The following is a 26,173-nucleotide window of genomic DNA, read 5'->3' as shown; positions in this document are numbered from 1 at the left end:
GGGTCCTACACGAGAGGGGTGGAAACGGGCAAGGGCCGCAGCACGGCGCGCACCGGGCTGGCGTCCAGGTTCATCAACTTCAGCGGCAGCGCGATCAACTCGTAATCGCCCTCCGGCGCGTGATCCAGCAGCAGCTGTTCCAGGATGGCCATGCGCTGGCGGGCGGTGGCGTGATGGGCGTCCATGGTCTTGCTGTCCATCGGGTCCAGCGAGGCGGTGTCCACGCCTATCAGCCGCACGCCCTGGCCGCCAAGCCAGTCGATGGCGGCGGCCTCCACGCCGGGGAAGTCCGCGTCCCAGGCCTCCAGCGGATAGCGCGCGTAACTGCGGATCAGCAGCCGCGGGGGCAGCGGGCCGGGCCGGGCCTCAAGCCGCGCGCGGATCTGCTCCAGCCGGATCAGCGGGCCGGGGGACAGGCAATGGATCAGCCGGCACGGCCCCAGATAGGCGTCCAGCGCCACCTGGCCTATGCCCTGGCCGGCGGCCTGGAAGTGAGCCGGCGCGTCGGCGTGCGCGCCGCTGTGAGGCGACAGCGTCAGCCGCGCCACATTGACCGGACAGTGAGCGTCCAGCTGCCAGGCGGGGCTGGCGTCGAAGGCGGTGTCGCCGGGCCAGACCGGCAGGCCGGCGCGCAGCGGGGGGCTGATATCGAGCAACATGGAACGGTTCCTGAGCGGTAAGAAGCCTGGAATCATGCTAGCACCAAGGCATCCGCCAGAAATTGCAAGTTGGTCTTGCTAATGGCATGCTTTTCGCAGGAACTGCAGCGGAGCAGACAGATAACGATGGGAAATTGCAAATGCAGCTTGACGCGATAGATTGCCGGATTCTTTCCGCATTGCAGCACAACGCCAGGCTCAGCAATCAGGATCTGGCCGACCAGGTGGCCCTGTCTCCGTCCGCCTGTCTGCGGCGGGTGCGCGCGCTGGAAAGCCAGGGACTGATCCGCGGCTATCACGCCCAACTGGACCCGGCCCTGCTCGGCTACGAGCTGGAGGCCATCGTCCACGTGACGCTGGATCGGGCGCGCGAAGACTGGCATGAAGACTTCATGGAGCGCATCCGGCAGTTTGAGGAAATCGCCGCCGCCTACATCGTCGCCGGTCCCAGCAACTACGTGCTGCATGTCCGTTGCCGCAATCTGGCCGCCTTCAGCGGCTTCATCGTGGAGCGGCTGAACCGCATTCCCGGCATGCGCGACATCTGCTCCTATATTGTGATGCGCACGCTCAAGGATCAGCGCTGGCAAGTGCCGCTGGACGGTAAATAGCCGCGTGCCGGGTGGGGCCGGCGCGGAGAGGGGCTTGGTATAATTACCGTTGTTAATGAGAATCATTAGCATTAACTTCGGCGCTCCTGAACCCCACCCCACCCACGCCATGAAATACCGGAGCCTTTCCGCCTGCCTGTTATTGTCGGCAGCCCATCCGCAAACCCTGCTGGCCGCCGAACCCGCGCCGCAAATGGAAACCGTCCACGTCAACGCCGAGCGCAAAGCCGCGCTCTCGCATGGCGAGGTGCTGGACGCGGAGCAATTGCGCCGCGCGCGCGGCACCGGCAACGCCGACATCTTCTCCGGCCTGCCCAGCGTGCAGGTCAACAATATCCGCAACGAAGCCGGCGCCATCGATCTGGGCATCCGCGGCCTGCAAGGCGAAGGCCGGGTGCCGGTCTTGATAGACGGCAGCCTGCAATCCACCCACACCGCCCGCGGCTACCAGGGCACCAGCGACCGCACCTATATCGATTCGGACCTGATCAGCAAGGTCAGCGTGGAGGAGGGCGCCAGCAACGGCGCCTTCTCCAGCGGCGCGATCGGAGGCCTGGTGCAGATGCGCACCTTGGGCGTCGAGGACGTGCTGCGCCCCGGCAAGGATTTCGGCGTGCTGCTGAAGGGCAGCGTGTACAACAACAACAAGACGCCCCGGGTGCCGGACGATGAGCGCGACCAGGTGTATTACCAGCTCAACAACGGCCTCAGCCCGCGCACCTTCAACAACGGCTCGGCCACGCTGGCGCTGGCCTATCGGCAGCCCTGCCTGGACGCCTTGCTGGCCTACAGCAAGCGGCGCACCGGCAATTACTTCGCCGGCAGCCACGGTTTCGACGGCTACCCGGAGGCGGTGGTGTCGCGCGGCCAGGAAGTGGTGAACACCAGTTACGAAAGCGATTCGCTGCTGGCCAAGCTGGGCTTCGCGCTGAACGACGCGCAGCGACTGAAGCTGATCTTCCGCCGCCACCGCCAGCAGGCCGGCGAACTGCTGGCCGCCTACTGGTACAAGAACTCCAACGACAAGAACTTCCAGGAACTGCCGCCGGGCGTGGAGTCCATGCCGCAATGGGCGCTGGGCAGCGCCGTCGTGCACGCCTACAGCGCCAACTACAGCTATACGCCCAGCGACAACAAGCTGATCGACCTGAACCTGGGCCTGTGGGCCACCGAGGCGGATCTGGACCAGCACAACGGCTTGTGGGCCGGCCGTCCCGGCGCGTCCTACGGCGATCAGTACATGCATGCCTACAACAACAAGCGTCATGGCTTCAATTTGCTCAACCGCTCGGAACTGGAGGCGCTGCCCTTGAGCCTGAGCTACGGCCTGGCCTTCCAGCAGGAGCGCACCCAGCCCACCAGCCGCTACACCGAGCAGCCGCGGACGCTGGTGGCCTCGCGCAACGGCGTGCGCAACGAGCGCAGCCTGTTCGGCAACGCCGTGCTGTCCTATCGCTGGGCCAGCTTCTCCCTGGGCGCGAATCTGCATGGTTCGACCACGCGCGACTATGCGACCAATCTGGAAGCGGATTACGCGCCCAAGCTGGATTTGACCGGCCAGGTCGACGTGCATCTGGCCAAGTGGCTGGATGTCTACGCCAAGGGCGGCCGCGCCTATCGCACTCCCAGCCTGTATGAAACCACCACCTCCTCCGAGGTGTTCAGCTACAACCCGTACAACCCCTTGCGGCCGGAACGTTCGCTGAACCTGGAACTGGGCTTGAAGGCGAGCTTCCAGGATGTGTTCCGCGATCAGGAACGCATCGGTTTCAAGGCCGCTTATTTCAACAACAAGGTGGCGGATTATATTTCCAGCGCCTGGCTGGACCGGACGCCGGGCATGCCGTCGTGGCAGGGCAATCTAACCTTCCTCAACTACGACAAGGTGGAGCTGCGCGGCTTCGAGTTCGGCGTGGACTACCACAGCCCGTCCTTCTTCGTGGAGGCCGCCGCCACGCGCTACCTGGACCCGGAAGTGTGCTCGGTGAACCAGGCGAGCCGGCGCGACGCCGCGGTGTGCAATCAGAACGGCTTCGCCTGGAGCCTGATTCCGACCCGCATCCCGCCCAAGAGCGTGTACGTGATTTCCGCCGGCAAGCATTGGCTAAACGGCGACCTGACCGTGGGCGGCCGCCTGAAATACCATGCCGGCAAGACCAATCCGGCCGGGTGGCTGAAAGGCACCGGCGCGCAGCCGGTGCTGGAACTGGCGTCCGAGCGGCTGGTGGACCTGTTCATCGAGTACCGGCTGAACAAGCAGGTCAATCTGAATTTCAATGTGGACAACCTGACCAACCGCTATGCGGTGGACACCGGTTCCGTGATCAGCATGCCGATACCGGGGCGGACCATACGGATGGGGATGGAAGCGCGCTTCTGAGAACCTGTTCAGAGTCAGCTGCGTTTCGTGGAGCGTTGCACGGCGAGTACAAGCTCAAAATGCTCATGTACCCCTCGTACATTCCGCTTTTTCGCTCGTTTTCGCCTTGTCTCGCTCTGGCTCGCGCGACGTTGAACAGGCTCTGAGCCGCCGGCCGCGCGTTTTTTGCCGCGGCCGGCGGGAATCTGCGCGACGGTCGACGGTCTGTAGACTTTATGAGCCGCATGAGGCGGCCGCTTGATTCAGGGGGATAAACATGAGCATGAAAATGAAGTTGACGCTGGGCGCGGCGGTCGTGGCCCTGGGGGCGTGGTTCTACGCGACGCCGTATTTGGCGGTGCGGGGCATGCAGCAGGCCTTGGACGCGCGCGACGCGGCCAAACTGTCCGGCTATGTGGACTACCCGGCCTTGCGCAACAGCCTGAAAGAGTCCGTCGTGCCCAAATCGGTGCTGGACCTGAACCAATCCAAGGACAAGAACCCGCTGGCGGCGATGGGCGCGGCCATTGCCGACGCGGTGGTCGCCCCGGTGGTGGACGCCATGGTGACGCCGGAAAGCCTGGCTTTGATGATGCGAGGGATCAAGCCCAAGCCGGGCCTGCCGCAAGGCGGCGCGGATGAGCCGGCGGCCGGCGGAGGCGGCGCAGCGTCGACCGAGCCGCGCGCCGGCGTCGACACGGCCATGGGCTATGAAGACATCGATCGTTTCGTGGTGACGGTCAAGCAGAAAGACAAAGCCGAACAGTCGCTGGGTCTGGTGTTCAAGCGCGACGGCTGGTTGGGCTGGAAACTGTCGGCGGTGCGCCTGCCGGAATAAGAACGGCTGCTTGAGACAACAAAAAACCCGCAGAGCTCGCGCTGTGCGGGGTTTTTGATGTTTCGGCCTGCCAAAATCGCTGGTGCCCAGAGTCGGACTCGAACCGACACACCTTGCGGCGGGGGATTTTGAATCCCCTGCGTCTACCAATTTCGCCATCCGGGCGTCTTCGGCATTCCGAGAAGGAGAATAATAGCGATAGCAAATCGCTTTGTAAATCCTTTTTTCCCCGGCGCTTGGCCGCAGTTCACTCCTGCTTCAATTTAAGCGCCAAGTCGTAGAGCTGTTTGCGGTTGCCGTCGCAGATCTGCGCGGTCAGCGACGCCGCCTGCTTGGTGGGCAGTTCCGCCGTCAGCAGCTTGAGCACGCGCACGGTGTCTTCCGGCACCGCGTCGTCGGCGTCCTCGCGCGCCGGCGCGGCGTCCAGAATCAGCACGATCTCGCCGCGCTGCTGATTGGAGTCGGACTCCACCCACTCCAGCATGTCCTGGGCCGGCAGATTGCGGAAGGTTTCGAAAGTCTTGGTCAACTCGCGCGCCAGCAGCAGCCGGCGCTCCGCGCCCAGCTCCGCGACGATGTCGCGCAGGGTGTCGACGATGCGGTGCGGCGCCTCGTAGCACACGGTCAGATGCGGCGCGGACAGCCATTGGCGCAGCGTCTTGCGGCGCTCGCCGCTCTTGGGCGGCAAGAAGCCGTGGAACAGGAAGGACGGCGCGGTCAGGCCGCTGGCGGACAAGGCGGCGATCACCGCGCTGGAGCCGGGCACCGGCCGCACCGGCAGGCCGGCGGCGCGCACCGCCTCCGCCAGCCGCGCGCCGGGATCGGACACCGCCGGCGTGCCGGCGTCGGACACCTGCACCACGATCTGGTCTTCGGACAGCCAGCGCACCACTTGTTCCGCCATGCCGCGCTCATTGTGCTCGCGCAGGCTGACCAGGCGTTTGGCGTGAATGCCGTAGGCGGACAGCAGCTGTCCGGTCACGCGGGTGTCCTCGGCGCAGACCACGTCGGCGGCGCTGAAAGCGGCCAAGGCGCGGGCGCTGATGTCGGCCAGATTTCCAATGGGCGTGGCCACCACATATAATGTGCCGCGACAGAAACTTTCCCTGGCTGATTCAAGCAGATGAGCGAACGAAGTATGCAAAGACTGACTCCGCTGTTGGTTGGCGTCTTGATGACTTGGTTGACGCCGACAATGGCGCAAACCCCGGACTATATCATCCAAAGCAATACCGCGCCGCTCAAGTTGTTGGGCCAGCAGGCGCCGAAACCGGCCGCGCCGGCGACCGCGCCGCGGGACGCCAGCGCGACGGCGGCGAAACCGCAGCCGGCCGGCGGCCGCCTGCGCGTCGGCCTGCTGCTGCCCACCGGCTCCGCCACCCTGGGCGAGGCCGCCGCGGTGGTGCGCAGCGGCGTGGAGGCGGCGGCGCGCGTGGATCAGAACGCCGAGCTGGTGCCCATCGAGGCGTCCGAGGACACCGCCGTGGCCGGCTACAAACAGGCCTTGGCCAGCGGGGTCAATGTGGTGATCGGCCCGCTGTCGCGCGGGGCCATCGCCGCGGTGGCGCCCGCGGTCACGGTGCCTACGCTGGCTTTGAACTCGATAGGCCGCGAAGTGCCGGCCAATCCCAAGCTGTTCTCGCTGTCGCTGATCGTCGAGGGCGAGGCGCGCCAGGTGGCGCGCCTGATGTACGAAGACGGCCGCGCCAACCCCTTGCTGCTGTTCGGCGCGGACAGCCTGTCGCAGCGGCTGCGCCAGGCCTTCATCGACGAATGGCGAAGCCTGAGCCGCGGCAAATCCCCGATGGCGCTGGAAGCCAAGCCGGACAGCCTGCCGGCGATTCTGCAGGCGGCGGCCGGCGCCGACGCCGTGTTCATGGCGCTGGACGCGCACGAGGCCGGCATCGTCAAGGCCGCGCTGGCGCCGGAACTGCCGGTGTACGGCACCTCCCAGCTCAACGGCCGCGGCAGCGCGGTGGCGCTGGCCGGGGTGAGGGTGATAGACATGCCCTGGTTCCTGATGCCGGAGCATCCGGCGGTGAAACGCTATCCGCGGCCGGCGGCGGCGTTGACGATGCAGACCGAGCGCCTGTACGCGCTGGGCGTGGACGCCTGGCGGCTGGCGGTGCTGCTGGCGGGCGCGCGGCAGCCGCTGGGCCTGAGGCTGGACGGCGTCACCGGCGATTTGAGGCTGGGGCGCGACCGCCTGTTCGAGCGCCAGCTGCCGATGGCGGTGCTGAGCGTGGAGCAGCCGTAGTGAATCTTCAAGGCCGGCTTGCCGAGGACAAGGCGCTGGCCTGGCTGCTGAGGCGGGGCCTGACGCTGGTGGAGCGCAACTGGTCCTGCCGCGGCGGCGAAATCGATCTGATCATGCGCGATGGGCGCTACTGGGTGTTTATCGAGGTGCGCCATCGCGCCAGCGCGGCCTTTGGCGGCGCGGCCGCCAGCATAGGGGCGGCCAAGCAAAGGAAACTCATGCTGGCCGCCGAGGTCTATCTGTCCCAAAAGGGAATAGACGCGCCATGCCGTTTTGACGCGGTATTGACCGTGGGCGAGGCGGAGCCACAGTGGTTGCAGAATATTTTCATGTAGTGCGATGGGTCGACCGACCCTAAAAGATAAGGATGTCCCATGGATTTGATTGACCGCGTCAGCGGGCATTTCCTGGAAAGCATCGCCGTCAAGCAAGAGGCGATGGAGTTGTTGTCGCCGGCGATAGCCGCGGCGGCGGAACAGATGGTGGCTTGCCTGATGAACGAAGGCAAGATTTTGACCTGCGGCAACGGCGGTTCGGCGGCGGACGCGCAGAACTTCGCCGCGGAAATGGTCGGGCGTTTCGAGAAGGAGCGTCCGGGCCTGGCGGCGATTTCATTGGCCACCGACAGCTCGGTCTTGAGCGCGATCGGCAACGATTACGATTTCGACATGGTGTTTTCCAAACAGGTCAGGGCCTTGGGCCACACCAACGACCTGCTGCTGGCGATTTCCGCGTCCGGCAACGCCGCCAATGTGATCGAGGCCATCTACGCGGCGCATGAGCGCGGCATGAGCGTGATCGCCCTGACCGGCATGGACGGCGGCAAGGTGGCCGAAATCCTGTCGCCGGAAGACATACAGCTGATTGTGCCGGCGCTGCGTCGCTGCCGGATTCAGGAAGTGCACACCCTGATGGTCCACGCCCTGTGCGACACCATCGATTACATGTTGTTGGGAGGTGAATGATGAAGCGTCGCGTATTCGCGGTATTGCTGGCTGCTGGCTTCAGCAGCGCTCTGAGCGGTTGTTTCGGCGTAGTGGCGGCGGGCGCGGCCGGCGGCGCCTTGGTGGCCACGGATCGCCGCACCAGCGGCGCCTATGTGGACGACCAGGGCATAGAATTGAAAGCCGCCGACCAGATCGGCAAGCTGTTGCCGTCCGCCCACGTCAACACCACCAGCTTCAACCGCGCGGTGTTGCTGACCGGCGAAGTGCCCAGCGAGCAGGCGCGCCAGCAGGCGGAGCTGACCGCGCGCGGCATCCCCAATGTGCGCCGCGTGTTCAACTACACCGTGGTGGCGCCGGCGTCCGGCTTCTCCGAGCGCAGCAGCGACACCTGGGTGACCAGCAAGGTGCGCACCCGTCTGCTGGACGGCAAGGGCTATAACCCGAACAACGTCAAAGTGGTGACCGAGCGCGGCGTGGTCTACATGCTGGGCATGGTGACCCAGGCGGAAGGCGCGGCGGCGGCCAAGGTGGTCAGCGAGACCTCCGGCGTGCAGAAAGTGGTGACCTTGTTCGAATACATCAACGACATCGCGCAGTAAGGCGGATGTCCCGCGATCACAAGCCCGGCTTAGGCCGGGCTTTTTCATTGTTCGGCGGCGGGGCGGCGGAGAATTCCTGGGTTTTTTAGGAAAAATCCTATGTCCGCTCGCCGGCGCTTCTGCTGCAATCTGCCTTGCTGCCGAAACCTCGCGTTTCGGCGCAATTTCTGACGCCCGGTTTTGGCCGGGCGGTACCGGCAACGCAGTTGGCAAAGATGGGCGAGGACGCGGCTTTATGAACCAGGCGGGCAAGATATCGGCGGAGGCGCGGGAGCGCATCATCGCGGCGGCGACGGAACTATACGAGAAGTCCGGCCGCCAGCGGCACCCTGCCGTCGACCAGGTCCGCCAGCTGGCGGGGGTGGACATGGACGCCGCCAGCGTAGTGCTGAAAGACTGGCGACGGGTGCAGCCGGCGACGGCGGCGGCCCTGGACGGCGAGGTGCCGGAAGGCGTCAGCCAGGCGGGGCTGGCCGCGCTGGAGGCGATCTGGACCCAGGCCAAGGCGCTGGCCAATGACAGCCTGAGCGCCGCCCAGGCGGCCTGGGAGCGCGAGCGGGCCGAACTGGATCATCTGCGCGCCGAACTCGCCGGCGCTTTCGAACGCCAGGCGGCGGAGCTGGACGCCACGCGCCGCCAGTTGTCGGCCTCCCTGGCCTTGACCGCGCAGCAGGCGCAGGACCTGGCGGTGGCGCAGCCGCAGGCGGAGGCGTTTCGGGAGCGCATGGACAAGGCCGAGGTCCGGGTCGGCGAACTGGAGCGGGAGCTGTCCGAGGCGAAAAGCCTGTTGTTGCGGTCTCAGAACGAGTTGCGCCTGAGCGCCGCCGACGGCCAGGCGGCGGAAACGGCGCTGGCCAAACTGCGCGGCGAATTGCTGCAATCCAGCGCCAGCGCCGCGATGAAGGCGGAAGTGGCCCGGATCAAGATGTCGCCCAAGCCGGGCGCTGCGCCGGAGGCCGGCGAGGAGGACGAATCCTTGAAGGCCGCCTACACGCCGCAGCCCGCGGCTGAGGACATCCTGAAGTTTCGCTGATCCTGGCGCGCGGCTGGCGTCAGTGCTGGGGAATCAGCACGTCGGCGCACAGCACGTGCATGATCTCGTCGATTTCTATCGCCATCGAGATGGTGACGCAGGAGCGGGTGTCGGTCATGGACAGATAAGGCTCGCTCATATACAGCACGCCGGGCTGATCCACCGCGTGTTGAAAGTAGCTGCGCCGCGACCAGACCGCGCCGGTGGTGTCCACCAGCGGCGCGAACTTGGGATTGGCGGCGGCCCGCGGCTGGCGGCTGTTCAGGTTGCGGCCGATCTGGCGTCCGGCGCTGTCCAGCAGGAAGCAACGCACCACGTCGGGCAGAGCCAGCATGGGCTTGGCGGCCAGATCGAACGGCGTGCCTTGCATCAGCGAGATGGCGCTTTGCACGAAGGATTGCCGCGCCAGCTCGATCTGGCGTCGCGTCAGTTTGCGCTTGAGCAGCTCGCGCGCCATCAGCTCGTCCCAGCGTTCGTCGATGCGCGGCGTGATGACGTGGTCCTGATCCGGCTGGTCGCTGGGGTGGGCGACGAAATAGCCTTGCACCAAATCGCAGCCCGATTCCAGCGCGATCAGCACGTCCTGATCGGTTTCTATCCCTTCCTCCACCACCAAGGCACCAATTTCGTGCATCAGCCGCACCAGCTTGGCCAGCAGATTGCGGGTGCGCGGCTGGTGGACGGCGGCGCGCAGCAGGTGGCGGTCGAATTTGACCAGGTCCGGCTCCAGCTGGCAGACGCGGTCCAGATTGGAATGGCCGACGCCGAAGTCGTCGATGGCGATCAGGAAGCCGCTGCTTTTCAGCACATTGACGCCTTCGATCAAGGCCTCGTCCACTTCCAGCACATGTTCCAGCACTTCCAGCACCACCTGGCTGGGGTCCAGCCCGGCGGCCTTGATGCCGTTGGCCAGCGCCATCGCGCGTTCCGGCCGTGACAAAGACGCGGCGTCGATATTGAGAAACAGCCAGCAGGGATGATCGCTTTGCATCTGGCTGAAACGGACGGCATGGGCTTCGCTCACCGCCAGATCCAGCTGGTGGCGGCGTTCGGGCGAGACGACGGAATAAAAAGCCTCCGCCGGCGTCAGCGGGGACGTGTCCTGTCTGGCGCGCAGCAAAGCTTCCATGCCTATCGTGCGGCGATGCGCCAGACTGTAGATAGGCTGGAAGTGACTGCCGAGTTTCAAGCCGGCATGCTCGAATTCTTTCATGGAATAGCTGCCCTCCGTGGCGCGGACTCTACGGCCGGTATTGTTTTTTTGCCTGAAGCAATCGGCATTCCAGTTTAGTGCATCGCCATTAAAAATAAAAAACGGGCCATGCGGCCCGTTTGGATAAAGATGTTAAGAAGCTTGCTACTGTTGGATGCCCGCCACCAACCACTTGCCGTTGGTGCTGTCGTCCTTGATGTAGTGCCAGTATTCGGAGAACGGCTCCGCCGACGCGCCCACGGCCTCGCTGACCGTGCCGGAGAAGCGCACGCTGGCGATGTAGCGGCCGCCTTCCATGCTGGCTTCGGACAGCTGGCAGTCCAGTTGCGGGAAATCGGCCACTTCGGTATTGGCGGCGATGTCTTCGCGCAGCGCGTTGAACAGGTCCGGCGTCATGTACTTGCGCACTTCTTCCAGGCTTTCCGTGCTGTTCAGGTTTTGCAGGTGCAAGAAGGTGGCCTTGGCCTGACGCAGGAAGTGCGGGGTCTCGGTGCCGTCCGGCAGGCGCGCGGGCGCCTCGCTGATCGCGCCGCCGCCAAAGCCGGCTTGCGCGCCGCCCAGGCCGGAGCCGATTTTCGGGATGGAGTCGAAACGGGCCGGTTCTTGATAGCCGCCCATATTCTGCGGCATGCCCGCTGCTTGCGGCGCAGCCATGGCCGGACGCGCCGCGCCGGCCTTGCGGCGGAAGAACATGTAGCCGCCTGCCAGCACCAGGCCCAGCAGGGCCAGCGTGCCCCAGGGCATGCCGCCGCTCTTCTGCGGCTGCTGACCTTGGGCTTGCGCCGCCAGCGCCGGATCGGCGTTGCCGTTGGCCGCGGCCGGCGCTTGTTGCTGGCCGCCTTTGTCGCTCATGGCGGAGCCCAGCATATAGCCGGCGGCCGCGCCCGCGGCGCCTGCGGCTACGGCGGTGCCGATGCCCGGGCCGGACTTGGGTTGAGCTTGAACCGGAGCGGGCGCTTGCGCGGGCGGCGCAACCGGGCGCGCCGGCGCTTGTTGTTGGTAAGAACGGGTGGGGGCCGAGCGCTGCATGCCGGCGCTCTTGCCTTTACCTAGGCGGGCCGCTTCCGCGAACGGAGCGGCCAACATGGAAACCATGGTGAAGGCGAGCATGATCGTCTTCGCGCGGGTGGTCATATTTGCTTTTTTCCTGAGTGGTTGGTATCGCCCCGGTATGACTGGGGCGCAAAAGATTAGTTCGGGGTCAACGGCTGAATTTCAATGACTTGCGCATGGTTTTTTTCCACGCGGAAACGCACATTCCAGTGGTGCAGCGCCACGCCGTAGACCCGCTGCGGGTCGTCTTGATAGGCCGGGCGCGGGTCCTGGGCCAGCACCTGTTCCACCAGCGCGGCGAAATCGCCCGGCAGGTCGGCTTCGGCGGCCAGCTGCGCGCGCGCGGCGGGGTCCCAGCCCACGCTCAATTGCGGCGGCGGGCCGTCGACAAAGCCGCCGCGGGCTTCCGGCCGGGCTTCGACAAAGGGAATATAGGGCTTGATGTCCAGCACCGGGGTGCCGTCCAGCAGATCGGCGCCCTCCAGCGTCAGCACCACCTTGGGCTGGGTGTCCACGCGCAGCAGCCGCACCAGAGACAGACCCAGCGGATTGGGGCGATGGGTGGCGCGGCTGGCGAACACGCCGACCTTGGCGTTGCCGCCCAAGCGCGGCGGCCGCACCAGCGGCTGCCAGCCGCGCTCGGCGGTTTGATGGAACACGAAGCTGATCCAGACGTGGGAAAACGCGTCCAGCCCGCGCACCATGTCGGGGTGGTCGTAGGGCGGCAGCAGCTCCAGCGTGATGCGGGCGGCGTTGACCAGCGAGGGCTGGCGCGGGATGCCGAATTTTTCGCGGTAGGGCGAGCGGATCACGCCCACGGTGTCGAAGGTGTAGCTCATGGCCGGATTGTAGCATCCGGCCAGGGGCGCGATCTGCGGCGGCTAGCCGACGAAGTGCTTGTTGTAGCGGCTGCTCAGCCGGCCCATGGGCAGCAGCATGAAGAAATCCGCGCAGTTGAAGTCCGGGTCCCAGGCCGGTTCGCCGCAGATATAGGCGCCGGCGCGCAGATAGCCCTTGATCAGCGCCGGCAGCGGCGCGGAGGGGGCGTCGTCGCGGACCCGGTCCAGCGGCAGCGGCAGGTGGGGGAACACCCGCCATTCCGGCGGCGACAGATGCTTGGCCTCCAGTTGGCGGTAGAGGCTGACCGCCTGGTGGCCGCCGTCGCTCAGCGACACGCTGGCGCAGCCGGCCAGGTATTGGCCGCCGTGCTGTTGCACGTAATCGGCGAGGCCGGACCAGAGCAGGGCGATCACCGCGCCGGAGCGGAAGTCTCGGTGCACGCAGGAGCGGCCCACTTCGATCAGGCCGGCGCGCAGGTGGGCCAGCCGGGTCAGATCGAATTCGTGTTCGGAATACAGGCTGGGCGCGCGGCGCGCCATGGCCGGGGACAGCATGCGGTAAGTGCCCACCACCAGGCCGCTGGCGGCGTCTTCCACGATCAGGTGATCGCACAACTCGTCGTATTCGTCGCAATCGATGCCCAGGTCGCGGGAGCCGAGCTCCGCGCCCATTTCCCCGGCGAACACATCGAAGCGCAGCTTCTGCGCGCGGCGGATATCCCGCGCTTCACTGGCCACGCGCACGCTTAGGCGCGGTTTGGCGCTCACGGCAAGCTGTTCATTTAGCAGCATGTTTTGCTCCCTTTTGTGGTGAGGCCCATGCTAGGCAGCTTGTTTGACGCGGCGATGTCTTTAATATGACTATCGGGTGACCGGCGCTTGACGTCGTCGTTACCGGCTGGATTTATTGAAATCAACGACTTACGCTGGTTCAGGATTTGGCGTAGAATAGGCCGTTTTTCCGTTCGATTTGCTCTTTCCGACAAAGCCATGATTTATCCGACAAACTTCGACGTGATAGTGGTGGGCGGCGGCCATGCCGGCACCGAGGCCGCGCTGGCGGCCGCGCGCATGGGCTGCGACACCCTTCTTTTGACGCACAACATCGAGACCTTGGGTCAGATGTCGTGCAATCCGTCGATCGGCGGCATCGGCAAGGGCCATCTGGTCAAGGAAGTGGATGCCCTGGGCGGCGCGATGGCGCTGGCCACCGACATTGGCGGCATCCAGTTCCGCACCCTCAACGCCTCCAAGGGCCCGGCGGTGCGCGCCACCCGCGCGCAGGCCGACCGCATCCTGTACAAGGCGGCGATCCGCGAGATGCTGGAGAACCAGCCCAATCTGACGCTGTTCCAGCAGCCGGTGGACGATCTGCTGATAGAGGGCGACCGCGTCGCCGGCGCCATCACCGCCATCGGCATCACCTTCCGCGCCAAGACCGTGGTGTTGACCGCCGGCACCTTCCTGTCCGGCAAGATCCACGTCGGCATGGAGAACTACACCGGCGGCCGCGCCGGCGATCAGGCCGCGTCCACGCTGGGCGCGCGCTTGCGCGAACTGGCCCTGCCGGTGGGACGGCTGAAAACCGGCACGCCGCCGCGCATCGACGGCCGCAGCGTCGACTTCTCTGTGATGGAAGAGCAGCCGGGCGACACGCCGGAGCCGGTGTTCTCCTACCGCGGCAACCGCGCGCTGCACCCCAAGCAACTGCCGTGCTGGATCACCCACACCAATGAATGCACCCACGAGATCATCCGCTCCGGCTTCGACCGCAGCCCGATGTTCACCGGGGTGATAGAAGGCGTCGGCCCGCGTTACTGCCCGTCCATCGAAGACAAGATCAACCGCTTCGCCGACAAGGACAGCCACCAGGTCTTTCTGGAGCCGGAAGGCCTGACCACGCACGAGTTCTACCCCAACGGGATTTCCACCAGCCTGCCCTTCGACATCCAGCTGGCGGCGGTGCGTTCGATCCGCGGCATGGAGAACGCCCACATCCTGCGGCCCGGCTACGCGATCGAATACGATTACTTCGACCCGCGCGGCCTGAAGGCCTCGCTGGAGACCAAGGCGATCCAGGGTCTGTTCTTCGCCGGCCAGATCAACGGCACCACCGGCTATGAAGAAGCCGCCGCCCAGGGCCTGCTGGCCGGCATGAACGCCGCCCTGTTCGCCCGGGATCAGGCTAGCTGGTGTCCGCGCCGCGACGAAGCCTATCTGGGCGTATTGGTGGACGATCTGATCACCAAGGGCGTGGCCGAGCCTTACCGCATGTTCACCAGCCGCGCCGAATTCCGCCTGCAGTTGCGCGAAGACAACGCCGACCTGCGCCTGACCGAGATTGCCCGCCAACACGGCCTGATCGGCGATGCCCAATGGGACAGCTTCTGCCGCAAGCGCGACGCGGTGGAGGCGGAGAAGGCCCGCCTGAAGGCCACCTGGCTGCATCCGGCGCGGCTGAGCGACGCCGCCGCGCTGCAAGCGTTGCTGGGCAAGGCGATAGAGCGCGAATACAGCCTGTACGATTTGCTGAAGCGGCCCAATGTCGCCTACGCCGATTTGATGACGCTGCCGGAGGCCGGCGGCGCGGTGGCGGACGAGGCGGTTGCCGAGCAGGTGGAAATTCAGGTCAAATACCAAGGCTATATCAACCGCCAGAACGAAGAACTGGCGCGCCGCGACAACCTTGAAGACGTGCGCCTGCCGGCCGACATCGACTACGGTCTGGTCAAGGGCCTGTCCAAGGAAGTGCAGCAGAAACTGAACCAGCAACGCCCGGAAACCCTGGGGCAGGCTTCGCGCATCCAGGGCATTACCCCGGCGGCGGTTGCTCTTTTGATGGTCCACCTGAAACGCGGCTTTGCCGACGCAACGAAAACCGCATGACACATAACGCAGAACTACAACAAGGCCTGTCGCAGCTGAAACTGGAACTGAGCGACGCGCAAATCGACTTGCTGGACCGCTATCTGGCGCTGCTGGCCAAATGGAACCAGACCTATAACCTGACCGCGGTGCGCGAGGAAAAGCGCATGGTCAGCTACCATCTGCTGGACAGCCTGAGTCTGGTGCCGCATCTGGACGGCGGCAGCCGCCTGCTGGACGTCGGCTCCGGCGGCGGCATGCCCGGCATCCCGGCGGCGATCGCCCGCCCGGATCTGCAAGTGGTGTTGCTGGATTCCAACCATAAGAAAACCACCTTCCTGCGTCAGGTGGTGGTGGAACTGGGCCTGCCCAATGTGCAGGTGATGACCGAGCGGGTGGAGGCCTACCAGCCGGAACAGAAGTTCGACCGCATCACCAGCCGGGCGTTTTCCGAGCTGGCCGAGTTCGTCAAGCTGACCCGCCACCTGCTGGCGGATCACGGTCAATATGTAGCAATGAAGGGTGTCTATCCTTACGAGGAAATCGCCTTGTTGCCGCAGGGTACGGTGGTTTCCGAAGTATTGCCGGTGACAGTGCCGGGCCTGGATGCCGAACGGCACCTGGTGAGAATGCGCCTGGAAGGGGTGGGTGCGCAATGAATTCAAGGGTGATCGCGGTCGCCAACCAGAAGGGCGGGGTCGGCAAGACCACGACTGTGGTGAATCTGGCGGCGGGCCTGGCCGACTTGGGCCGGCGCGTGCTGATTGTCGATCTCGACCCGCAGGGCAATGCCACCATGGGTAGCGGCATCGCCAAGCAATCCCTGAAACTGTCCGGCTACGACGTGCTGCTGGGCGAGGCTTCGATCGAAGACGCGCGCCAGCCGGCGAAGGAGGGCGGTTACGACGTGCTGCCCGCCAACCGCGATCTGGGCGGCGCGGAGCTGGAGCTGGTCAACGAGCTGGCGCGCGAAGCGCGGCTGAAGAACGCGCTGCAGGCGGTGGAGGAGCAGTACGACTACGTGCTGATAGACTGCCCGCCCTCGCTGAACCTGCTGACCCTGAACGGGCTGGTGGCGGCGCACAGCGTGCTGATCCCGATGGTGTGCGAATACTACGCGCTGGAAGGCCTGTCCGACCTGGTGGCGACCTTGCGCAAGGTGCGGGTAGCGGTGAATCCCAAGATCGAGATCATGGGCCTGCTGCGCACCATGTTCGACGCGCGCAATAATTTGTCGCAGCAGGTCTCCGAGCAACTGGCCCGCCATTTCGGCGCCAAGGTGTTCGACACCGTGATCCCGCGCAATGTGCGGCTGGCGGAAGCGCCCAGCCACGGCTTGCCTGGCCTGGTCTACGATCGCGCCTCGCGCGGCGCGCAAGCCTATCTTGCGCTGGCGCAAGAGCTGGCGGACAGGCTAGAGCCCGCAACCACAACCCCCTCCGTCTAAGCGATATGGCCAAATTAAAAGGATTGGGGCGCGGCCTGGACGCGCTCCTGTCCACTGCCGAGACAGTGGACGACAGATTGACTTCCCTTCCCATCGACAGCATCCGTCCCGGCAAATACCAGCCGCGCAGCTTCATGGACGAGGGCGCGCTGGACGAACTGGCCGCGTCCATTCGCTCCCAGGGCGTGATTCAGCCGCTGGTGGTGCGCGAAATCGGCTTTGGCGATTACGAACTGATCGCCGGCGAGCGGCGCTGGCGCGCCTCGCGCAAGGCCGGCTTGTCCGAAGTGCCCGCAGTGATCAAGAGCGTGCCGGACGAAGCGGCGCTGGCGATGGCGCTGATCGAAAACATTCAGCGCCAGGAACTGGACCCCATCGAGGAGGCCCAGGGCCTCAAGCGCCTGATCGACGAATTCGGCCTGACCCACGAGGCCGCCGCCGACGCGGTGGGCCGTTCGCGCAGCGCGGTCAGCAATCTATTGCGTCTGCTGGCGCTGCCGGAGCCGGTGCAGACCATGCTGCATCAGGGGCGGCTGGAGATGGGCCATGCGCGCGCCTTGCTGGCGCTGCCGGTGGTTGAGCAGCTGGGTCTGGCGCAGGAGGTGGGCGAGAAAGGCCTGTCCGTGCGCGAGGTGGAGCGCAGGGTACAGCAGAAAGCTGTGGAAAAAACCACAGTTGCACCGCAGCAAAAACAGACAGACCCGGACGTGAACCGGCTGGCGGAACAGGTGTCGGAGCGCATAGGCGCGCGCGTCAGCATCCGTCACGCAAACCGCGGCAACGGCAGGCTGGTCATAGAATATGCAACGCTGGACGAGCTGGAAGGCTTGCTGGAAAAGCTGCAGAAAACTTCAAGCAAATGAGACTGTTGCAACGCAGCATGTCAATGACAGGCAAGTTGACGCAAATCAAGCGTGAAGCCTATAATTCGGCGGTTTTTTTGCTGGGTAAACATGGTTAATCCAGAAGTTAAGCGTATACTGCGCCTGCAGTGCACCCTGGTGGGGGTAGCGCTGCTGATCGGAATGGTTGCAGGGGGAGGAAACCTGGCCGTTCCGGTTTCTGTCTTGCTTGGCGGATTGTCGGCCTTGGTGCCGGCTCTGGTGTACGCCAGAATCGCCTACGCCAAGCGCCATGTCGCTCCCGCGGAACTGATGAAAGCGCATTTCAGGGCAGAGGCCGTCAAATACGTCCTCACCATCCTGATATTTGGTGCGACTTTGGTATTTTTCAAGGATTTATCGATAGTCGGTCTTTTTGGCGGATTTTTTGCCGCCGTATCCGGCTACTGGTTCGGGCTTTTAATCAAAAATTGAGAAAATGAGCGATGGCAAGCAACGCAACTGACTACATCAAGCACCACCTCACCTTCTGGAATTCGGATCCTTCCGCCGGCTTCTGGAGCCTGCACCTTGATACCTTCTCCATTTCGCTGGTTCTCGCCTTCATCTTCGCCGGCGTGTTCGCCGTCGTGGCGCGCAAGGCCAAGCTGGAGAATCCGGGCCGGCTGCAGCTGTTTGTGGAAAGCATCGTGGAGATGGTGGACAAGCAGGTGCGCGACGTATTCCACGGCCAGAGCAAGGTGATCGCTCCGCTGGCGCTGACCATTTTCTGCTGGATCTTCCTGATGAACTTCATGGACCTGCTGCCGGTGGATCTGCTGCCGACGCTGGCCCAGTGGGTGGGTTACACCTTCTTCGGCGCCGAGCCGCATCATGTTTACTTCCGCGTCGTGCCGTCCGCCGACGTGAACGCCACCTTCGCGATGTCCTTGTCCGTGATGTTCTGCATCATCGGCTTCTCCATCAGCGCCAAGGGCGTGGGCGGTTACACCAAAGAACTGTTCACCGCGCCTTTCCACGCGGAAGGCACCGTGGGCAAGATCCTGCTGGCTCCGGCCAACTTCCTGTTGCAGATGGTGGAACTGCTGGCCAAGCCGATTTCGCTGTCCCTGCGTTTGTTCGGCAATATGTACGCCGGCGAAATGATCTTCATCCTGATCGCGCTGCTGCCTTGGGGCCTGCAATGGCTGCTGGGCGCGCCGTGGGCGATCTTCCATATCCTGATCATCACCCTGCAGGCCTTCGTGTTCATGATGCTGACCATCGTGTACCTGAGCCTGGCGGTGGAAGCGCACTAATACCGGTTTCTTTGTTTTACCTTTGTTTTTTTAGCTTTTTTACCAACCATCCTTGATTAAGTCTTAGGAGATACACAATGGAAGCACTCGTTTCTCAGATCCAGTCCATGACCGTACTGGCCGCTGCCCTGATCATTGGCCTGGGCGCCATCGGTACTGCTCTGGGTTTTGCCATCCTGGGTGGCAAATTCCTCGAGTCCTCCGCCCGTCAACCGGAAATGATCCCGGTTCTGCAAACCAAACTGTTCATTCTGGCCGGTCTGCTTGACGCCATCTCCATGATCGGTGTTGGTATCGCCATGCTGTACACCTTCAATAACCCGTTCCTGTCCGCCGCTCTGGCCGCTCTGAAAGCCGGCGCTTAATTTTTAAGCGGAATTGGTTGTTGCAGTAATACTACTGGAGGAAAACAAGCGTGGAATTCAACGTAACACTACTGGGCCAGGCGATCACGTTCGCCATCCTGGTATGGTTCACCATGAAGTTTGTTTGGCCTCCGCTTACCAACATGATGGATGAGCGCGCCAAGCGCATCGCAGACGGCCTGGCCGCCGGCGAGCGTGGCAAGCAAGATCTGGAAGCCGCTGAAAAGCGCGTTGCGGACGAACTCCGCAAGGCCAAACAGCAAGCGACCGAAATCGTGATGGCCGCTGAAAAGCGCGCCAGCCAGATCGTGGACGAAGCCAAGGATGTCGCACGCGTTGAAGGCGCGCGCATTGTGGCCGACGCCAAGTCTGAGATCGATCAGGAAGTCCTGCGCGCCAAGGAAACCCTGCGCGCGCAAGTGGCCGACCTGGCGGTTGCGGGCGCAGAGAAGATCCTGCGCAAAGAGATCGACTCGGCCAAGCACGCTGATCTGCTTGCCTCCATCAAAGCGGAGTTTTAATTAACTCATGGCAGAACTCATTACCGTAGCTAGGCCCTATGCCGAAGCGGTATACAGCCTCGCCACCGAGCAGCACGCCACCCAGCAATGGTCGGAATCGCTGTCGTGGCTGGCTGCCATGGTGAAGAACCCGGATTTGGAAGCCGTCATCACCAATCCGAAACATACCGCACAAGAGCTTGAGGCACTGATGCTGGATGTTCTGGGCGCGCGCGGCAACGAAGACGTAAAACGTTTTCTGGCCGCGCTGATCGAGAACAACCGTTTGACGCTGCTGCCGCAAATCGCCGAACAGTTTGAAGTGTTCAAGGCGCAAGCGGAAGGCGTTGTGGATGCCGTGGTGGAAACGGCGTTTGCAATGAACGATGCACAGCAAGCCGAACTGACCGACACGCTTTCCAAGAAGTACGGCAAATCCGTACGGATTGATGTGCGTGACAACCCTGACCTGATCGGCGGGGTTCGTGTGTTGGTAGGCGACGATGTCATCGACGCTTCCGTGCGCGGCAAACTGCAAGCCATGGCAGTAAGCCTCAAGAATTAGGAGAGATCATGCAGTTGAACCCCTCTGAAATCAGCGATCTGATCAAGGCGAAGATTCAGAACCTGGCCGAAGGCGCAGAAACCCGTACCAAAGGTACCGTGATTTCCGTGACCGACGGCATCGTTCGTATCCATGGCCTGGCAGACGTGATGCAGGGTGAAATGCTCGAATTCCCGGGCAACACCTTCGGCCTCGCGATGAACCTGGAGCGCGACTCTGTCGGCGCCGTGGTTCTGGGCGAGTACGAGCACATCTCGGAAGGCGACGAAGTTACTTGTACCGGTCGCATTCTGGAAGTTCCGGTAGGTCCGGAACTGGTTGGCCGCGTGGTCAACGCCCTGGGTCAGCCGATCGACGGCAAGGGCCCGGTTAACGCCAAGCTGTCCAGCCCGATCGAAAAGATCGCGCCGGGCGTGATTGCGCGTCAATCGGTATCCCAGCCGATGCAGACCGGCCTGAAGGCCATCGACTCGATGGTTCCGGTTGGCCGCGGTCAGCGCGAGCTGATCATCGGCGACCGCCAGACCGGCAAGACCGCGGTGGCGCTGGATGCGATCATCAACCAAAAAGGCACCGGCGTAGTGTGCATCTACGTGGCGATTGGCCAAAAGGCCTCCTCCATCGCCAACGTGGTGCGCAAGCTGGAAGAACACGGCGCGCTGGGCCACACCATCGTGGTGGCCGCGACCGCTTCCGAAGCCGCCGCGCTGCAGTTCATCGCCCCGTACTCCGGCTGCGCGATGGGCGAATACTTCCGCGACATCGGCGAAGACGCGCTGATCGTGTACGACGACCTGTCCAAGCAGGCTGTCGCCTACCGTCAGATTTCGCTGCTGCTGCGCCGTCCGCCGGGCCGCGAAGCCTACCCCGGCGACGTGTTCTATCTGCACTCCCGTCTGCTGGAACGCGCTTCCCGCATCAATGAAGACGAAGTGGCCAAGCTGACCAACGGCGAAGTGAAAGGCAAGACCGGTTCCCTGACCGCGCTGCCTATCATCGAAACCCAGGCCGGCGACGTTTCCGCCTTCGTGCCGACCAACGTGATCTCGATCACCGACGGTCAGATCTTCCTGGAAACCGACCTCTTCAACGCAGGCATCCGCCCGGCCATCAACGCCGGTATCTCGGTATCCCGCGTTGGCGGCGCCGCGCAGACCAAGGTGATCAAGAAGCTGGGCGGCGGTATCCGTCTGGCCCTGGCCCAGTACCGTGAATTGGCTGCGTTCTCGCAGTTCGCTTCCGATCTGGACGAGGCTACCCGCAAGCAACTGCAACACGGCGAAGTCGTGACCGAGCTGATGAAGCAGAAGCAGTTCCTGCCGCTGGCCACCGCCGAAATGGCGTTGACCCTGTGGGCTGTGAACAAGGGCAGCTACGAAGACGTTCCGGTGAAGAAAGCCCTGGCTTTCGAAGCGGCGTTCCTCGCCTATGTGCGCGCGAACCACCACGACGTGTTGGCCGCGGTGAACGCTTCCGGCGATCTGTCCGGCGACAACGAGAAAATCCTGGCCAAGGCGATGGAATCGTTCAAGGCTGGCTTCAGCTACAACTGAGTCTTTTCGGTTAACGCAAACAGTTACTAGGAAAGGTTCAGGAATGGCAGTCGGCAAAGAGATTCTCACCAAGATCCGAAGCGTGCAAAACACGCAGAAGATCACTCGCGCAATGCAAATGGTGGCGACCTCCAAGATGCGCAAAACGCAAGAGCGTATGCGCGCTGCCCGTCCTTACGCCGAGAAGGTGCGCACAGTCATGGCGCACCTTGCTCAGGCGAACACGGATCTTGAGCACCCGCTGTTGCAAAGCCGCGACGTAGTCAAACGCGCCGGCATCATCCTGATGACCTCCGACAAGGGCCTGTGCGGCGGCTTGAACGTGAACACGCTCAAGCGCTTCTTCGCCCAAGTCAAGGATCTGCAGGACCAGGGCATCGAAGTGGATGTCTGCTGCCTGGGCCAGAAAGGCCTGGCGGCATGCCAGCGCGCGCGCCTCAACGTTGTGGCCAGCGCAACCCAGCTCGGCGATGTGCCGAAGATGGAAAAACTGATTGGCCCGCTTACGGTGCTGTTCAAGCAGTACGCCGAAGGCGAACTGGACGCGCTCTACATCGTTTACTCCCGTTTCATCAACACGATGAAGCAGGAGCCGGCGACTGAACAGCTGCTGCCGTTGACCTCGGAACACATGGTGGTGGAGCACTCGCACTCGTGGGATTACCTGTACGAGCCGAGCGCCCTTGCCGTGATGGAGTTCCTGGTCAAACGCTATATCGAGTCGGTTGTGTTCGAGGCGATGGCCGAGAACATGGCCTCCGAGCAAGCTGCCCGCATGGTGGCGATGAAATCCGCCACGGACAACGCCGGTAACACGATCAAGCAACTGCGACTTGTGTACAACAAGGCTCGTCAGGCGGCGATCACTACCGAATTGTCTGAAATCGTGGCAGGCGCCGCAGCGGTGTAAGCCGTCGCAGACTGAAAAAGTTTAATGTTTAGGAACCGATAATGAGCCAAGGTAAAATCGTACAAATCATTGGCGCGGTGATCGACGTGGAGTTTCCGCGCGACGCCATGCCAAAGGTTTATGATGCCCTGAAGCTGGTTGATGCCGACCTGACGCTCGAAGTCCAGCAGCAGCTGGGCGACGGCGTAGCGCGCACCATCGCCATGGGCAGCTCTGACGGCCTGAAGCGTGGCATGAGCGTAGTCAACACCGGCGCACCGATCTCGGTGCCGGTGGGCAGCGCCACCCTGGGCCGCATCATGGATGTCTTGGGCAACCCGGTGGACGAAGCCGGCGCGGTAGCGACCGATGTTCGCCGCGCCATCCACCAGCCCGCTCCGAAGTTCGACGAACTGTCCCCCGCCACCGACCTGCTGGAAACCGGCATCAAGGTGATCGACCTGCTGTGCCCGTTCGCCAAAGGCGGCAAAGTGGGCCTGTTCGGCGGCGCCGGCGTGGGCAAGACCGTGAACATGATGGAACTGATCAACAACATCGCCAAGGCACACTCCGGTTTGTCCGTGTTTGCCGGCGTTGGTGAGCGCACTCGTGAAGGTAACGACTTCTATCACGAGATGAAGGACTCCAACGTACTGGACAAAGTGGCGATGGTGTACGGCCAGATGAACGAGCCGCCGGGCAACCGTCTGCGCGTGGCCCTGACCGGTCTGACCATGGCCGAGCACTTCCGCGACGAGAAAGACGAAAGCGGCAAAGGCCGCGACGTGCTGTTCTTCGTGGACAACATCTATCGCTACACCCTGGCCGGTACTGAAGTATCCGCGCTGCTGGGCCGTATGCCTTCCGCCGTGGGCTATCAGCCGACGCTGGCGGAAGAAATGGGCCGTCTGCAAGAGCGCATTACCTCGACCCGCGATGGCTCGATCACCTCCATCCAGGCCGTATACGTGCCTGCGGATGACTTGACCGACCCGTCCCCGGCGACCACCTTCGCCCACTTGGACGCCACCGTGGTTCTGTCGCGCGACATCGCTTCGCTGGGTATCTACCCGGCGGTGGATCCGCTCGACTCCACCTCGCGTCAGCTGGATCCGCTGGTGGTGGGCGACGAGCACTACACGGTAGCCCGTGGCGTGCAGTCCACGCTGCAGCGTTACAAGGAACTGCGCGACATCATCGCGATTCTGGGTATGGACGAACTGTCCGAGGAAGACAAACTGGTCGTGGCTCGCGCCCGTAAGATCCAGCGCTTCCTGTCCCAGCCGTTCCACGTGGCTGAAGTATTTACCGGCTCGCCGGGCAAATACGTGCCGCTGCGCGAAACCATCAAGGGTTTCAAGGCCATTCTCGCTGGCGAGTACGACCATCTGCCGGAACAAGCGTTCTACATGGTTGGCTCCATTGAAGAAGCTGCCGAGAAAGCCAAGACCCTTAACTAAGGAGAGGGCTGATGTCCAAGATGCGTGTGGAAGTGGTCAGCACCGAGCAAATGATCTTCTCCGGCGAAGCTGAGTTCGTGGTTGCGCCGGCTACCGAAGGCGAGATCGGTGTGTATCCCCAACACGTGCCGCTCCTGACCCGTATCAAGCCCGGCGTGCTGCGTCTGAAAGTGCCGGGCAGCAGCGAAGAAGTACTGGTGGCAGTGTCTGGCGGCATGATGGAAGTGCAGCCCAGCCTGATCACCGTGCTGGCCGATACGGCGATTCGCGGCGAGGATCTCGACGAGGCCCGCGCCAATGAGGCAAAACGCGCTGCGGAGGATTCTCTCAAGCGCGCCACCGACGACCTCTCCACCGCGAAGGCGCACGCTGCTCTGGCAGTGGCCATCGCGGAGTTGAAGGCGCTGGATTTCCTCAAGAAGCGCGCCCACTGATAAGAGATGTAATCGTGTATAGTAGGCTGCCACGCAAGTGGCAGCCTTTTTCCGTTTTCGAGTCGTGAAAAAACCATGGACAGTCTCAGCATCGTCATTCTCGCTGCCGGCAAGGGCAAGCGCATGTACTCCTCCAAACCCAAGGTATTGCACCCCATAGGCGGCGAGCCGATGCTGGCGCGGGTGATCCGCACCGCGCGCGCCTTGAAGCCTGCGCGTCTGATCGTGGTGTACGGCCACGGCGGCGAACAGGTGCGGGCGGCCATCCCGGACGCGGACCTGATCTGGGCCGAGCAGGCCGAGCAGCTGGGCACCGGCCACGCGCTGAAGATGGCCCTGCCGCACCTGCCGAAGGACGGCAAGACCATGGTGTTGTACGGCGACGTGCCGCTGACCAAGGCGGACACGCTGCATCGCTTGTCCGGCGCCGCCGGCGCCGGCATGGCGGTGCTGACCGACGTGCTGGACGACGCCAGCGGCTACGGCCGCATGGTGCGCGGCGCGGACGGCAAGCTCCAAGCCATCGTCGAGCACAAGGACTGTACGCCGGCGCAACTGGCGATCCGTGAAATCAATACCGGCATGATGGCCCTGCCCAATGCGCGGCTGGCCGGCTGGCTTGCCGCGCTCAATAACGGCAACGCCCAGGGCGAATACTATCTGACCGACGTGCTGGCCCTGGCGGTGGCGGACGGCGTGAGCGTGGACAGCGCCAGCGTGGACGCCAGCTGGGAAGCCGCCGGCGTCAACAACAAGGTGCAGCTGGCCGAGCTGGAGCGCATCTTGCAGCGCAACCAGGCGCAAGCCTTGCTGGAAGCCGGCGTCACGCTGGCGGACCCGGCGCGCATCGACATCCGCGGCGAACTTAGCCACGGCATGGACGTGAGCATAGACGTGGGCTGCGTGTTCGAAGGCGTGGTGGAGCTGGGCGAACAAGTGGACATCGGCGCGCACTGCGTGCTGAAAAACGTCAAAGTGGCCGCCGGCACCAAGATCGCGCCGTTCTCGCATCTGGAAGACGCGGTGGTGGGCGAGGGATGCCGGATCGGGCCTTACGCCCGGCTGCGCCCCGGCGCGAAACTGGCCGGCCACGTGCATATCGGCAACTTCGTCGAAGTGAAGAAAAGCGTGATCGGCGAAGGCTCCAAGGTCAACCACCTGAGCTATATCGGCGACGCCGAGATCGGCGGCAAGGTGAATGTGGGCGCCGGCTCGGTGACCTGCAATTACGACGGCATCAACAAGTTCAAGACCGTGATCGGCGACAACGTCTTCGTCGGCTCCGGCACCCTGATGGTGGCGCCGGTGACGCTGGAATCTTACAGCACCATAGGCGCCGGCTCGGTGATCAGCCGGACCGCGCCGGCCGGCGAACTGACGGTGGCGCGCGCGCGCCAGGTCACGGTGCCGGGCTGGAAGCGGCCGCAGAAAAAGACCGACTGACTCCATTTCCCGGCTAAGCGGCGCCCATTCTCCTGATTTGGAGGATGGGCGCCGTTTTTCATGGGGCATTCTTGCGACAACCCCTTGCCGCGGCGCGACGCTTC

Annotated in this window: 28 protein-coding genes and 1 tRNA gene; 22 read left to right on the top strand and 7 right to left on the bottom strand. The window is 63.7% G+C overall.

The window, feature by feature from the left end; genetic code table 11:
• Positions 1 to 5: 5 nt before the first annotated feature.
• On the bottom strand, positions 6 to 659 hold the full coding sequence (gene kynB / locus DB032_RS19805) for an arylformamidase (RefSeq protein WP_107800973.1): 654 nt from the start codon (positions 657 to 659) through the stop codon (positions 6 to 8).
• 140 nt (positions 660 to 799) lie between these two features.
• Here kynB and DB032_RS19800 point away from each other — a divergent pair, with 140 nt between their 5' ends.
• The 3 genes from DB032_RS19800 to DB032_RS19790 all read left to right on the top strand — a co-directional run bounded on the left by DB032_RS19800 (position 800) and on the right by DB032_RS19790 (position 4,467).
• Entirely contained in the window at positions 800 to 1,270 is a 471-nt protein-coding gene (locus DB032_RS19800; RefSeq protein ID WP_107800972.1) for an Lrp/AsnC family transcriptional regulator, read from the top strand.
• 109 nt (positions 1,271 to 1,379) lie between these two features.
• Positions 1,380 to 3,650: a TonB-dependent receptor domain-containing protein gene (locus tag DB032_RS19795; RefSeq protein ID WP_158274377.1), complete on the top strand. Its 2,271-nt coding sequence runs from the start codon at positions 1,380 to 1,382 to the stop codon at positions 3,648 to 3,650.
• A gap of 256 nt (positions 3,651 to 3,906) precedes the next feature.
• A complete protein-coding gene (locus DB032_RS19790) occupies positions 3,907 to 4,467 on the top strand; it encodes a DUF2939 domain-containing protein (RefSeq protein ID WP_107800970.1) in 561 nt (186 codons plus the stop codon).
• Between the two features lie 80 nt (positions 4,468 to 4,547).
• Here DB032_RS19790 and DB032_RS19785 read toward each other — a convergent pair.
• Positions 4,548 to 4,632 (bottom strand) — tRNA-Leu (locus DB032_RS19785).
• Positions 4,633 to 4,714: 82 nt separating this feature from the next.
• Positions 4,715 to 5,611 (bottom strand): 16S rRNA (cytidine(1402)-2'-O)-methyltransferase, encoded by an 897-nt coding sequence (gene rsmI, locus DB032_RS19780; RefSeq protein ID WP_199225945.1) that lies wholly within the window; start codon positions 5,609 to 5,611, stop codon positions 4,715 to 4,717.
• On the opposite strand from rsmI, the gene DB032_RS19775 reads away from it, so the two are divergent.
• From DB032_RS19775 to DB032_RS19755, 5 genes are all read left to right on the top strand, one after another.
• Positions 5,606 to 6,724 carry a penicillin-binding protein activator gene (locus tag DB032_RS19775; RefSeq protein ID WP_107800968.1) on the top strand — a complete coding sequence of 373 codons (1,119 nt, stop codon included), beginning with the start codon at positions 5,606 to 5,608 and terminating at the stop codon, positions 6,722 to 6,724. The genes rsmI and DB032_RS19775 overlap by 6 nt on opposite strands.
• Entirely contained in the window at positions 6,724 to 7,059 is a 336-nt protein-coding gene (locus DB032_RS19770) for a YraN family protein (protein ID WP_107800967.1), read from the top strand. Before DB032_RS19775 ends, DB032_RS19770 begins: the two co-directional genes overlap by 1 nt.
• A 39-nt stretch (positions 7,060 to 7,098) precedes the next feature.
• Complete coding sequence (locus tag DB032_RS19765; RefSeq protein WP_107800966.1) at positions 7,099 to 7,689, top strand: phosphoheptose isomerase; 591 nt, start codon at positions 7,099 to 7,101, stop codon at positions 7,687 to 7,689.
• Entirely contained in the window at positions 7,689 to 8,270 is a 582-nt protein-coding gene (locus DB032_RS19760) for a BON domain-containing protein (RefSeq protein ID WP_107800965.1), read from the top strand. The genes DB032_RS19765 and DB032_RS19760 overlap by 1 nt, the downstream gene beginning before the upstream one ends.
• Before the next feature lie 235 nt (positions 8,271 to 8,505).
• Positions 8,506 to 9,303, top strand: a complete 798-nt coding sequence (locus tag DB032_RS19755) for a DNA-binding protein (protein WP_107800964.1) — start codon at positions 8,506 to 8,508, stop codon at positions 9,301 to 9,303.
• Positions 9,304 to 9,322: 19 nt separating this feature from the next.
• Here DB032_RS19755 and DB032_RS19750 read toward each other — a convergent pair whose 3' ends face one another.
• From DB032_RS19750 to DB032_RS19735, 4 genes are all read right to left on the bottom strand, one after another.
• The gene (locus tag DB032_RS19750; RefSeq protein ID WP_107800963.1) at positions 9,323 to 10,516 is read right to left on the bottom strand and encodes an EAL domain-containing protein; all 1,194 of its coding nucleotides are present in this window, start codon (positions 10,514 to 10,516) and stop codon (positions 9,323 to 9,325) included.
• Positions 10,517 to 10,660: 144 nt separating this feature from the next.
• Complete coding sequence (locus tag DB032_RS19745; RefSeq protein ID WP_107800962.1) at positions 10,661 to 11,650, bottom strand: Tim44 domain-containing protein; 990 nt, start codon at positions 11,648 to 11,650, stop codon at positions 10,661 to 10,663.
• 56 nt (positions 11,651 to 11,706) lie between these two features.
• Positions 11,707 to 12,408 carry a tRNA (N6-threonylcarbamoyladenosine(37)-N6)-methyltransferase TrmO gene (gene tsaA, locus DB032_RS19740; RefSeq protein WP_107800961.1) on the bottom strand — a complete coding sequence of 234 codons (702 nt, stop codon included), beginning with the start codon at positions 12,406 to 12,408 and terminating at the stop codon, positions 11,707 to 11,709.
• Between the two features lie 42 nt (positions 12,409 to 12,450).
• Positions 12,451 to 13,200, bottom strand: a complete 750-nt coding sequence (locus DB032_RS19735; protein WP_107800960.1) for a GNAT family N-acetyltransferase — start codon at positions 13,198 to 13,200, stop codon at positions 12,451 to 12,453.
• A 198-nt stretch (positions 13,201 to 13,398) separates the two neighbouring features.
• On the opposite strand from DB032_RS19735, the gene mnmG reads away from it, so the two are divergent.
• The 14 genes from mnmG (at position 13,399) to glmU (ending at position 26,069) form a co-directional block, all read left to right on the top strand.
• Positions 13,399 to 15,294, top strand: coding sequence for a tRNA uridine-5-carboxymethylaminomethyl(34) synthesis enzyme MnmG (gene mnmG, locus DB032_RS19730; protein ID WP_107800959.1), 1,896 nt, complete (start codon positions 13,399 to 13,401; stop codon positions 15,292 to 15,294).
• Positions 15,291 to 15,932 (top strand): 16S rRNA (guanine(527)-N(7))-methyltransferase RsmG, encoded by a 642-nt coding sequence (gene rsmG, locus DB032_RS19725; RefSeq protein WP_048410014.1) that lies wholly within the window; start codon positions 15,291 to 15,293, stop codon positions 15,930 to 15,932. The genes mnmG and rsmG overlap by 4 nt, the downstream gene beginning before the upstream one ends.
• Entirely contained in the window at positions 15,929 to 16,720 is a 792-nt protein-coding gene (locus DB032_RS19720; protein WP_107800958.1) for a ParA family protein, read from the top strand. The genes rsmG and DB032_RS19720 overlap by 4 nt, the downstream gene beginning before the upstream one ends.
• 5 nt (positions 16,721 to 16,725) lie before the next feature.
• Positions 16,726 to 17,583 carry a ParB/RepB/Spo0J family partition protein gene (locus tag DB032_RS19715; RefSeq protein WP_107800957.1) on the top strand — a complete coding sequence of 286 codons (858 nt, stop codon included), beginning with the start codon at positions 16,726 to 16,728 and terminating at the stop codon, positions 17,581 to 17,583.
• A 90-nt stretch (positions 17,584 to 17,673) separates the two neighbouring features.
• Complete coding sequence (locus DB032_RS19710) at positions 17,674 to 18,036, top strand: ATP synthase subunit I (protein ID WP_048413015.1); 363 nt, start codon at positions 17,674 to 17,676, stop codon at positions 18,034 to 18,036.
• An 11-nt stretch (positions 18,037 to 18,047) separates the two neighbouring features.
• Complete coding sequence (atpB, locus tag DB032_RS19705; protein ID WP_048413016.1) at positions 18,048 to 18,860, top strand: F0F1 ATP synthase subunit A; 813 nt, start codon at positions 18,048 to 18,050, stop codon at positions 18,858 to 18,860.
• 77 nt (positions 18,861 to 18,937) lie between these two features.
• Positions 18,938 to 19,225, top strand: coding sequence for a F0F1 ATP synthase subunit C (gene atpE, locus DB032_RS19700; RefSeq protein WP_019101091.1), 288 nt, complete (start codon positions 18,938 to 18,940; stop codon positions 19,223 to 19,225).
• A gap of 50 nt (positions 19,226 to 19,275) precedes the next feature.
• Positions 19,276 to 19,746, top strand: coding sequence for a F0F1 ATP synthase subunit B (locus DB032_RS19695; RefSeq protein ID WP_048413017.1), 471 nt, complete (start codon positions 19,276 to 19,278; stop codon positions 19,744 to 19,746).
• A 7-nt stretch (positions 19,747 to 19,753) separates the two neighbouring features.
• Complete coding sequence (locus DB032_RS19690) at positions 19,754 to 20,290, top strand: F0F1 ATP synthase subunit delta (RefSeq protein ID WP_043589588.1); 537 nt, start codon at positions 19,754 to 19,756, stop codon at positions 20,288 to 20,290.
• A gap of 8 nt (positions 20,291 to 20,298) precedes the next feature.
• On the top strand, positions 20,299 to 21,843 hold the full coding sequence (atpA, locus tag DB032_RS19685; protein WP_107800956.1) for a F0F1 ATP synthase subunit alpha: 1,545 nt from the start codon (positions 20,299 to 20,301) through the stop codon (positions 21,841 to 21,843).
• Between the two features lie 43 nt (positions 21,844 to 21,886).
• Complete coding sequence (atpG, locus tag DB032_RS19680) at positions 21,887 to 22,753, top strand: F0F1 ATP synthase subunit gamma (protein ID WP_048410022.1); 867 nt, start codon at positions 21,887 to 21,889, stop codon at positions 22,751 to 22,753.
• A gap of 41 nt (positions 22,754 to 22,794) precedes the next feature.
• Complete coding sequence (atpD, locus tag DB032_RS19675) at positions 22,795 to 24,192, top strand: F0F1 ATP synthase subunit beta (RefSeq protein ID WP_019103741.1); 1,398 nt, start codon at positions 22,795 to 22,797, stop codon at positions 24,190 to 24,192.
• An 11-nt stretch (positions 24,193 to 24,203) separates the two neighbouring features.
• Complete coding sequence (locus DB032_RS19670; protein ID WP_019103740.1) at positions 24,204 to 24,626, top strand: F0F1 ATP synthase subunit epsilon; 423 nt, start codon at positions 24,204 to 24,206, stop codon at positions 24,624 to 24,626.
• Positions 24,627 to 24,701: 75 nt separating this feature from the next.
• On the top strand, positions 24,702 to 26,069 hold the full coding sequence (gene glmU, locus DB032_RS19665) for a bifunctional UDP-N-acetylglucosamine diphosphorylase/glucosamine-1-phosphate N-acetyltransferase GlmU (RefSeq protein ID WP_107800955.1): 1,368 nt from the start codon (positions 24,702 to 24,704) through the stop codon (positions 26,067 to 26,069).
• Positions 26,070 to 26,173 lie beyond the last annotated feature (104 nt).

Origin of the sequence: Chromobacterium sp. Panama (genome assembly GCF_003052555.1) — a bacterium.
Lineage (GTDB): Bacteria > Pseudomonadota > Gammaproteobacteria > Burkholderiales > Chromobacteriaceae > Chromobacterium.
This window is presented reverse-complemented; position numbering and strand designations above follow the sequence as displayed.

Coding starts and splice junctions, on each gene's coding strand:
- atpD (WP_019103741.1), top strand. CDS start 22,795: ATGAGCCAAGGTAAAATCGTACAAATCATTGGCGCGGTGATCGACGTG.
- atpA (WP_107800956.1), top strand. CDS start 20,299: ATGCAGTTGAACCCCTCTGAAATCAGCGATCTGATCAAGGCGAAGATT.
- DB032_RS19690 (WP_043589588.1), top strand. CDS start 19,754: ATGGCAGAACTCATTACCGTAGCTAGGCCCTATGCCGAAGCGGTATAC.
- DB032_RS19745 (WP_107800962.1), bottom strand. CDS start 11,650: ATGACCACCCGCGCGAAGACGATCATGCTCGCCTTCACCATGGTTTCC.
- DB032_RS19715 (WP_107800957.1), top strand. CDS start 16,726: ATGGCCAAATTAAAAGGATTGGGGCGCGGCCTGGACGCGCTCCTGTCC.
- DB032_RS19720 (WP_107800958.1), top strand. CDS start 15,929: ATGAATTCAAGGGTGATCGCGGTCGCCAACCAGAAGGGCGGGGTCGGC.
- atpG (WP_048410022.1), top strand. CDS start 21,887: ATGGCAGTCGGCAAAGAGATTCTCACCAAGATCCGAAGCGTGCAAAAC.
- mnmG (WP_107800959.1), top strand. CDS start 13,399: ATGATTTATCCGACAAACTTCGACGTGATAGTGGTGGGCGGCGGCCAT.
- DB032_RS19800 (WP_107800972.1), top strand. CDS start 800: ATGCAGCTTGACGCGATAGATTGCCGGATTCTTTCCGCATTGCAGCAC.
- rsmG (WP_048410014.1), top strand. CDS start 15,291: ATGACACATAACGCAGAACTACAACAAGGCCTGTCGCAGCTGAAACTG.
- DB032_RS19775 (WP_107800968.1), top strand. CDS start 5,606: ATGCAAAGACTGACTCCGCTGTTGGTTGGCGTCTTGATGACTTGGTTG.
- DB032_RS19795 (WP_158274377.1), top strand. CDS start 1,380: ATGAAATACCGGAGCCTTTCCGCCTGCCTGTTATTGTCGGCAGCCCAT.
- kynB (WP_107800973.1), bottom strand. CDS start 659: ATGTTGCTCGATATCAGCCCCCCGCTGCGCGCCGGCCTGCCGGTCTGG.
- DB032_RS19765 (WP_107800966.1), top strand. CDS start 7,099: ATGGATTTGATTGACCGCGTCAGCGGGCATTTCCTGGAAAGCATCGCC.
- atpB (WP_048413016.1), top strand. CDS start 18,048: ATGGCAAGCAACGCAACTGACTACATCAAGCACCACCTCACCTTCTGG.
- atpE (WP_019101091.1), top strand. CDS start 18,938: ATGGAAGCACTCGTTTCTCAGATCCAGTCCATGACCGTACTGGCCGCT.
- tsaA (WP_107800961.1), bottom strand. CDS start 12,408: ATGAGCTACACCTTCGACACCGTGGGCGTGATCCGCTCGCCCTACCGC.
- DB032_RS19750 (WP_107800963.1), bottom strand. CDS start 10,516: ATGAAAGAATTCGAGCATGCCGGCTTGAAACTCGGCAGTCACTTCCAG.
- DB032_RS19670 (WP_019103740.1), top strand. CDS start 24,204: ATGTCCAAGATGCGTGTGGAAGTGGTCAGCACCGAGCAAATGATCTTC.
- DB032_RS19760 (WP_107800965.1), top strand. CDS start 7,689: ATGAAGCGTCGCGTATTCGCGGTATTGCTGGCTGCTGGCTTCAGCAGC.
- DB032_RS19790 (WP_107800970.1), top strand. CDS start 3,907: ATGAGCATGAAAATGAAGTTGACGCTGGGCGCGGCGGTCGTGGCCCTG.
- DB032_RS19755 (WP_107800964.1), top strand. CDS start 8,506: ATGAACCAGGCGGGCAAGATATCGGCGGAGGCGCGGGAGCGCATCATC.
- glmU (WP_107800955.1), top strand. CDS start 24,702: ATGGACAGTCTCAGCATCGTCATTCTCGCTGCCGGCAAGGGCAAGCGC.
- DB032_RS19710 (WP_048413015.1), top strand. CDS start 17,674: ATGGTTAATCCAGAAGTTAAGCGTATACTGCGCCTGCAGTGCACCCTG.
- DB032_RS19735 (WP_107800960.1), bottom strand. CDS start 13,200: ATGCTGCTAAATGAACAGCTTGCCGTGAGCGCCAAACCGCGCCTAAGC.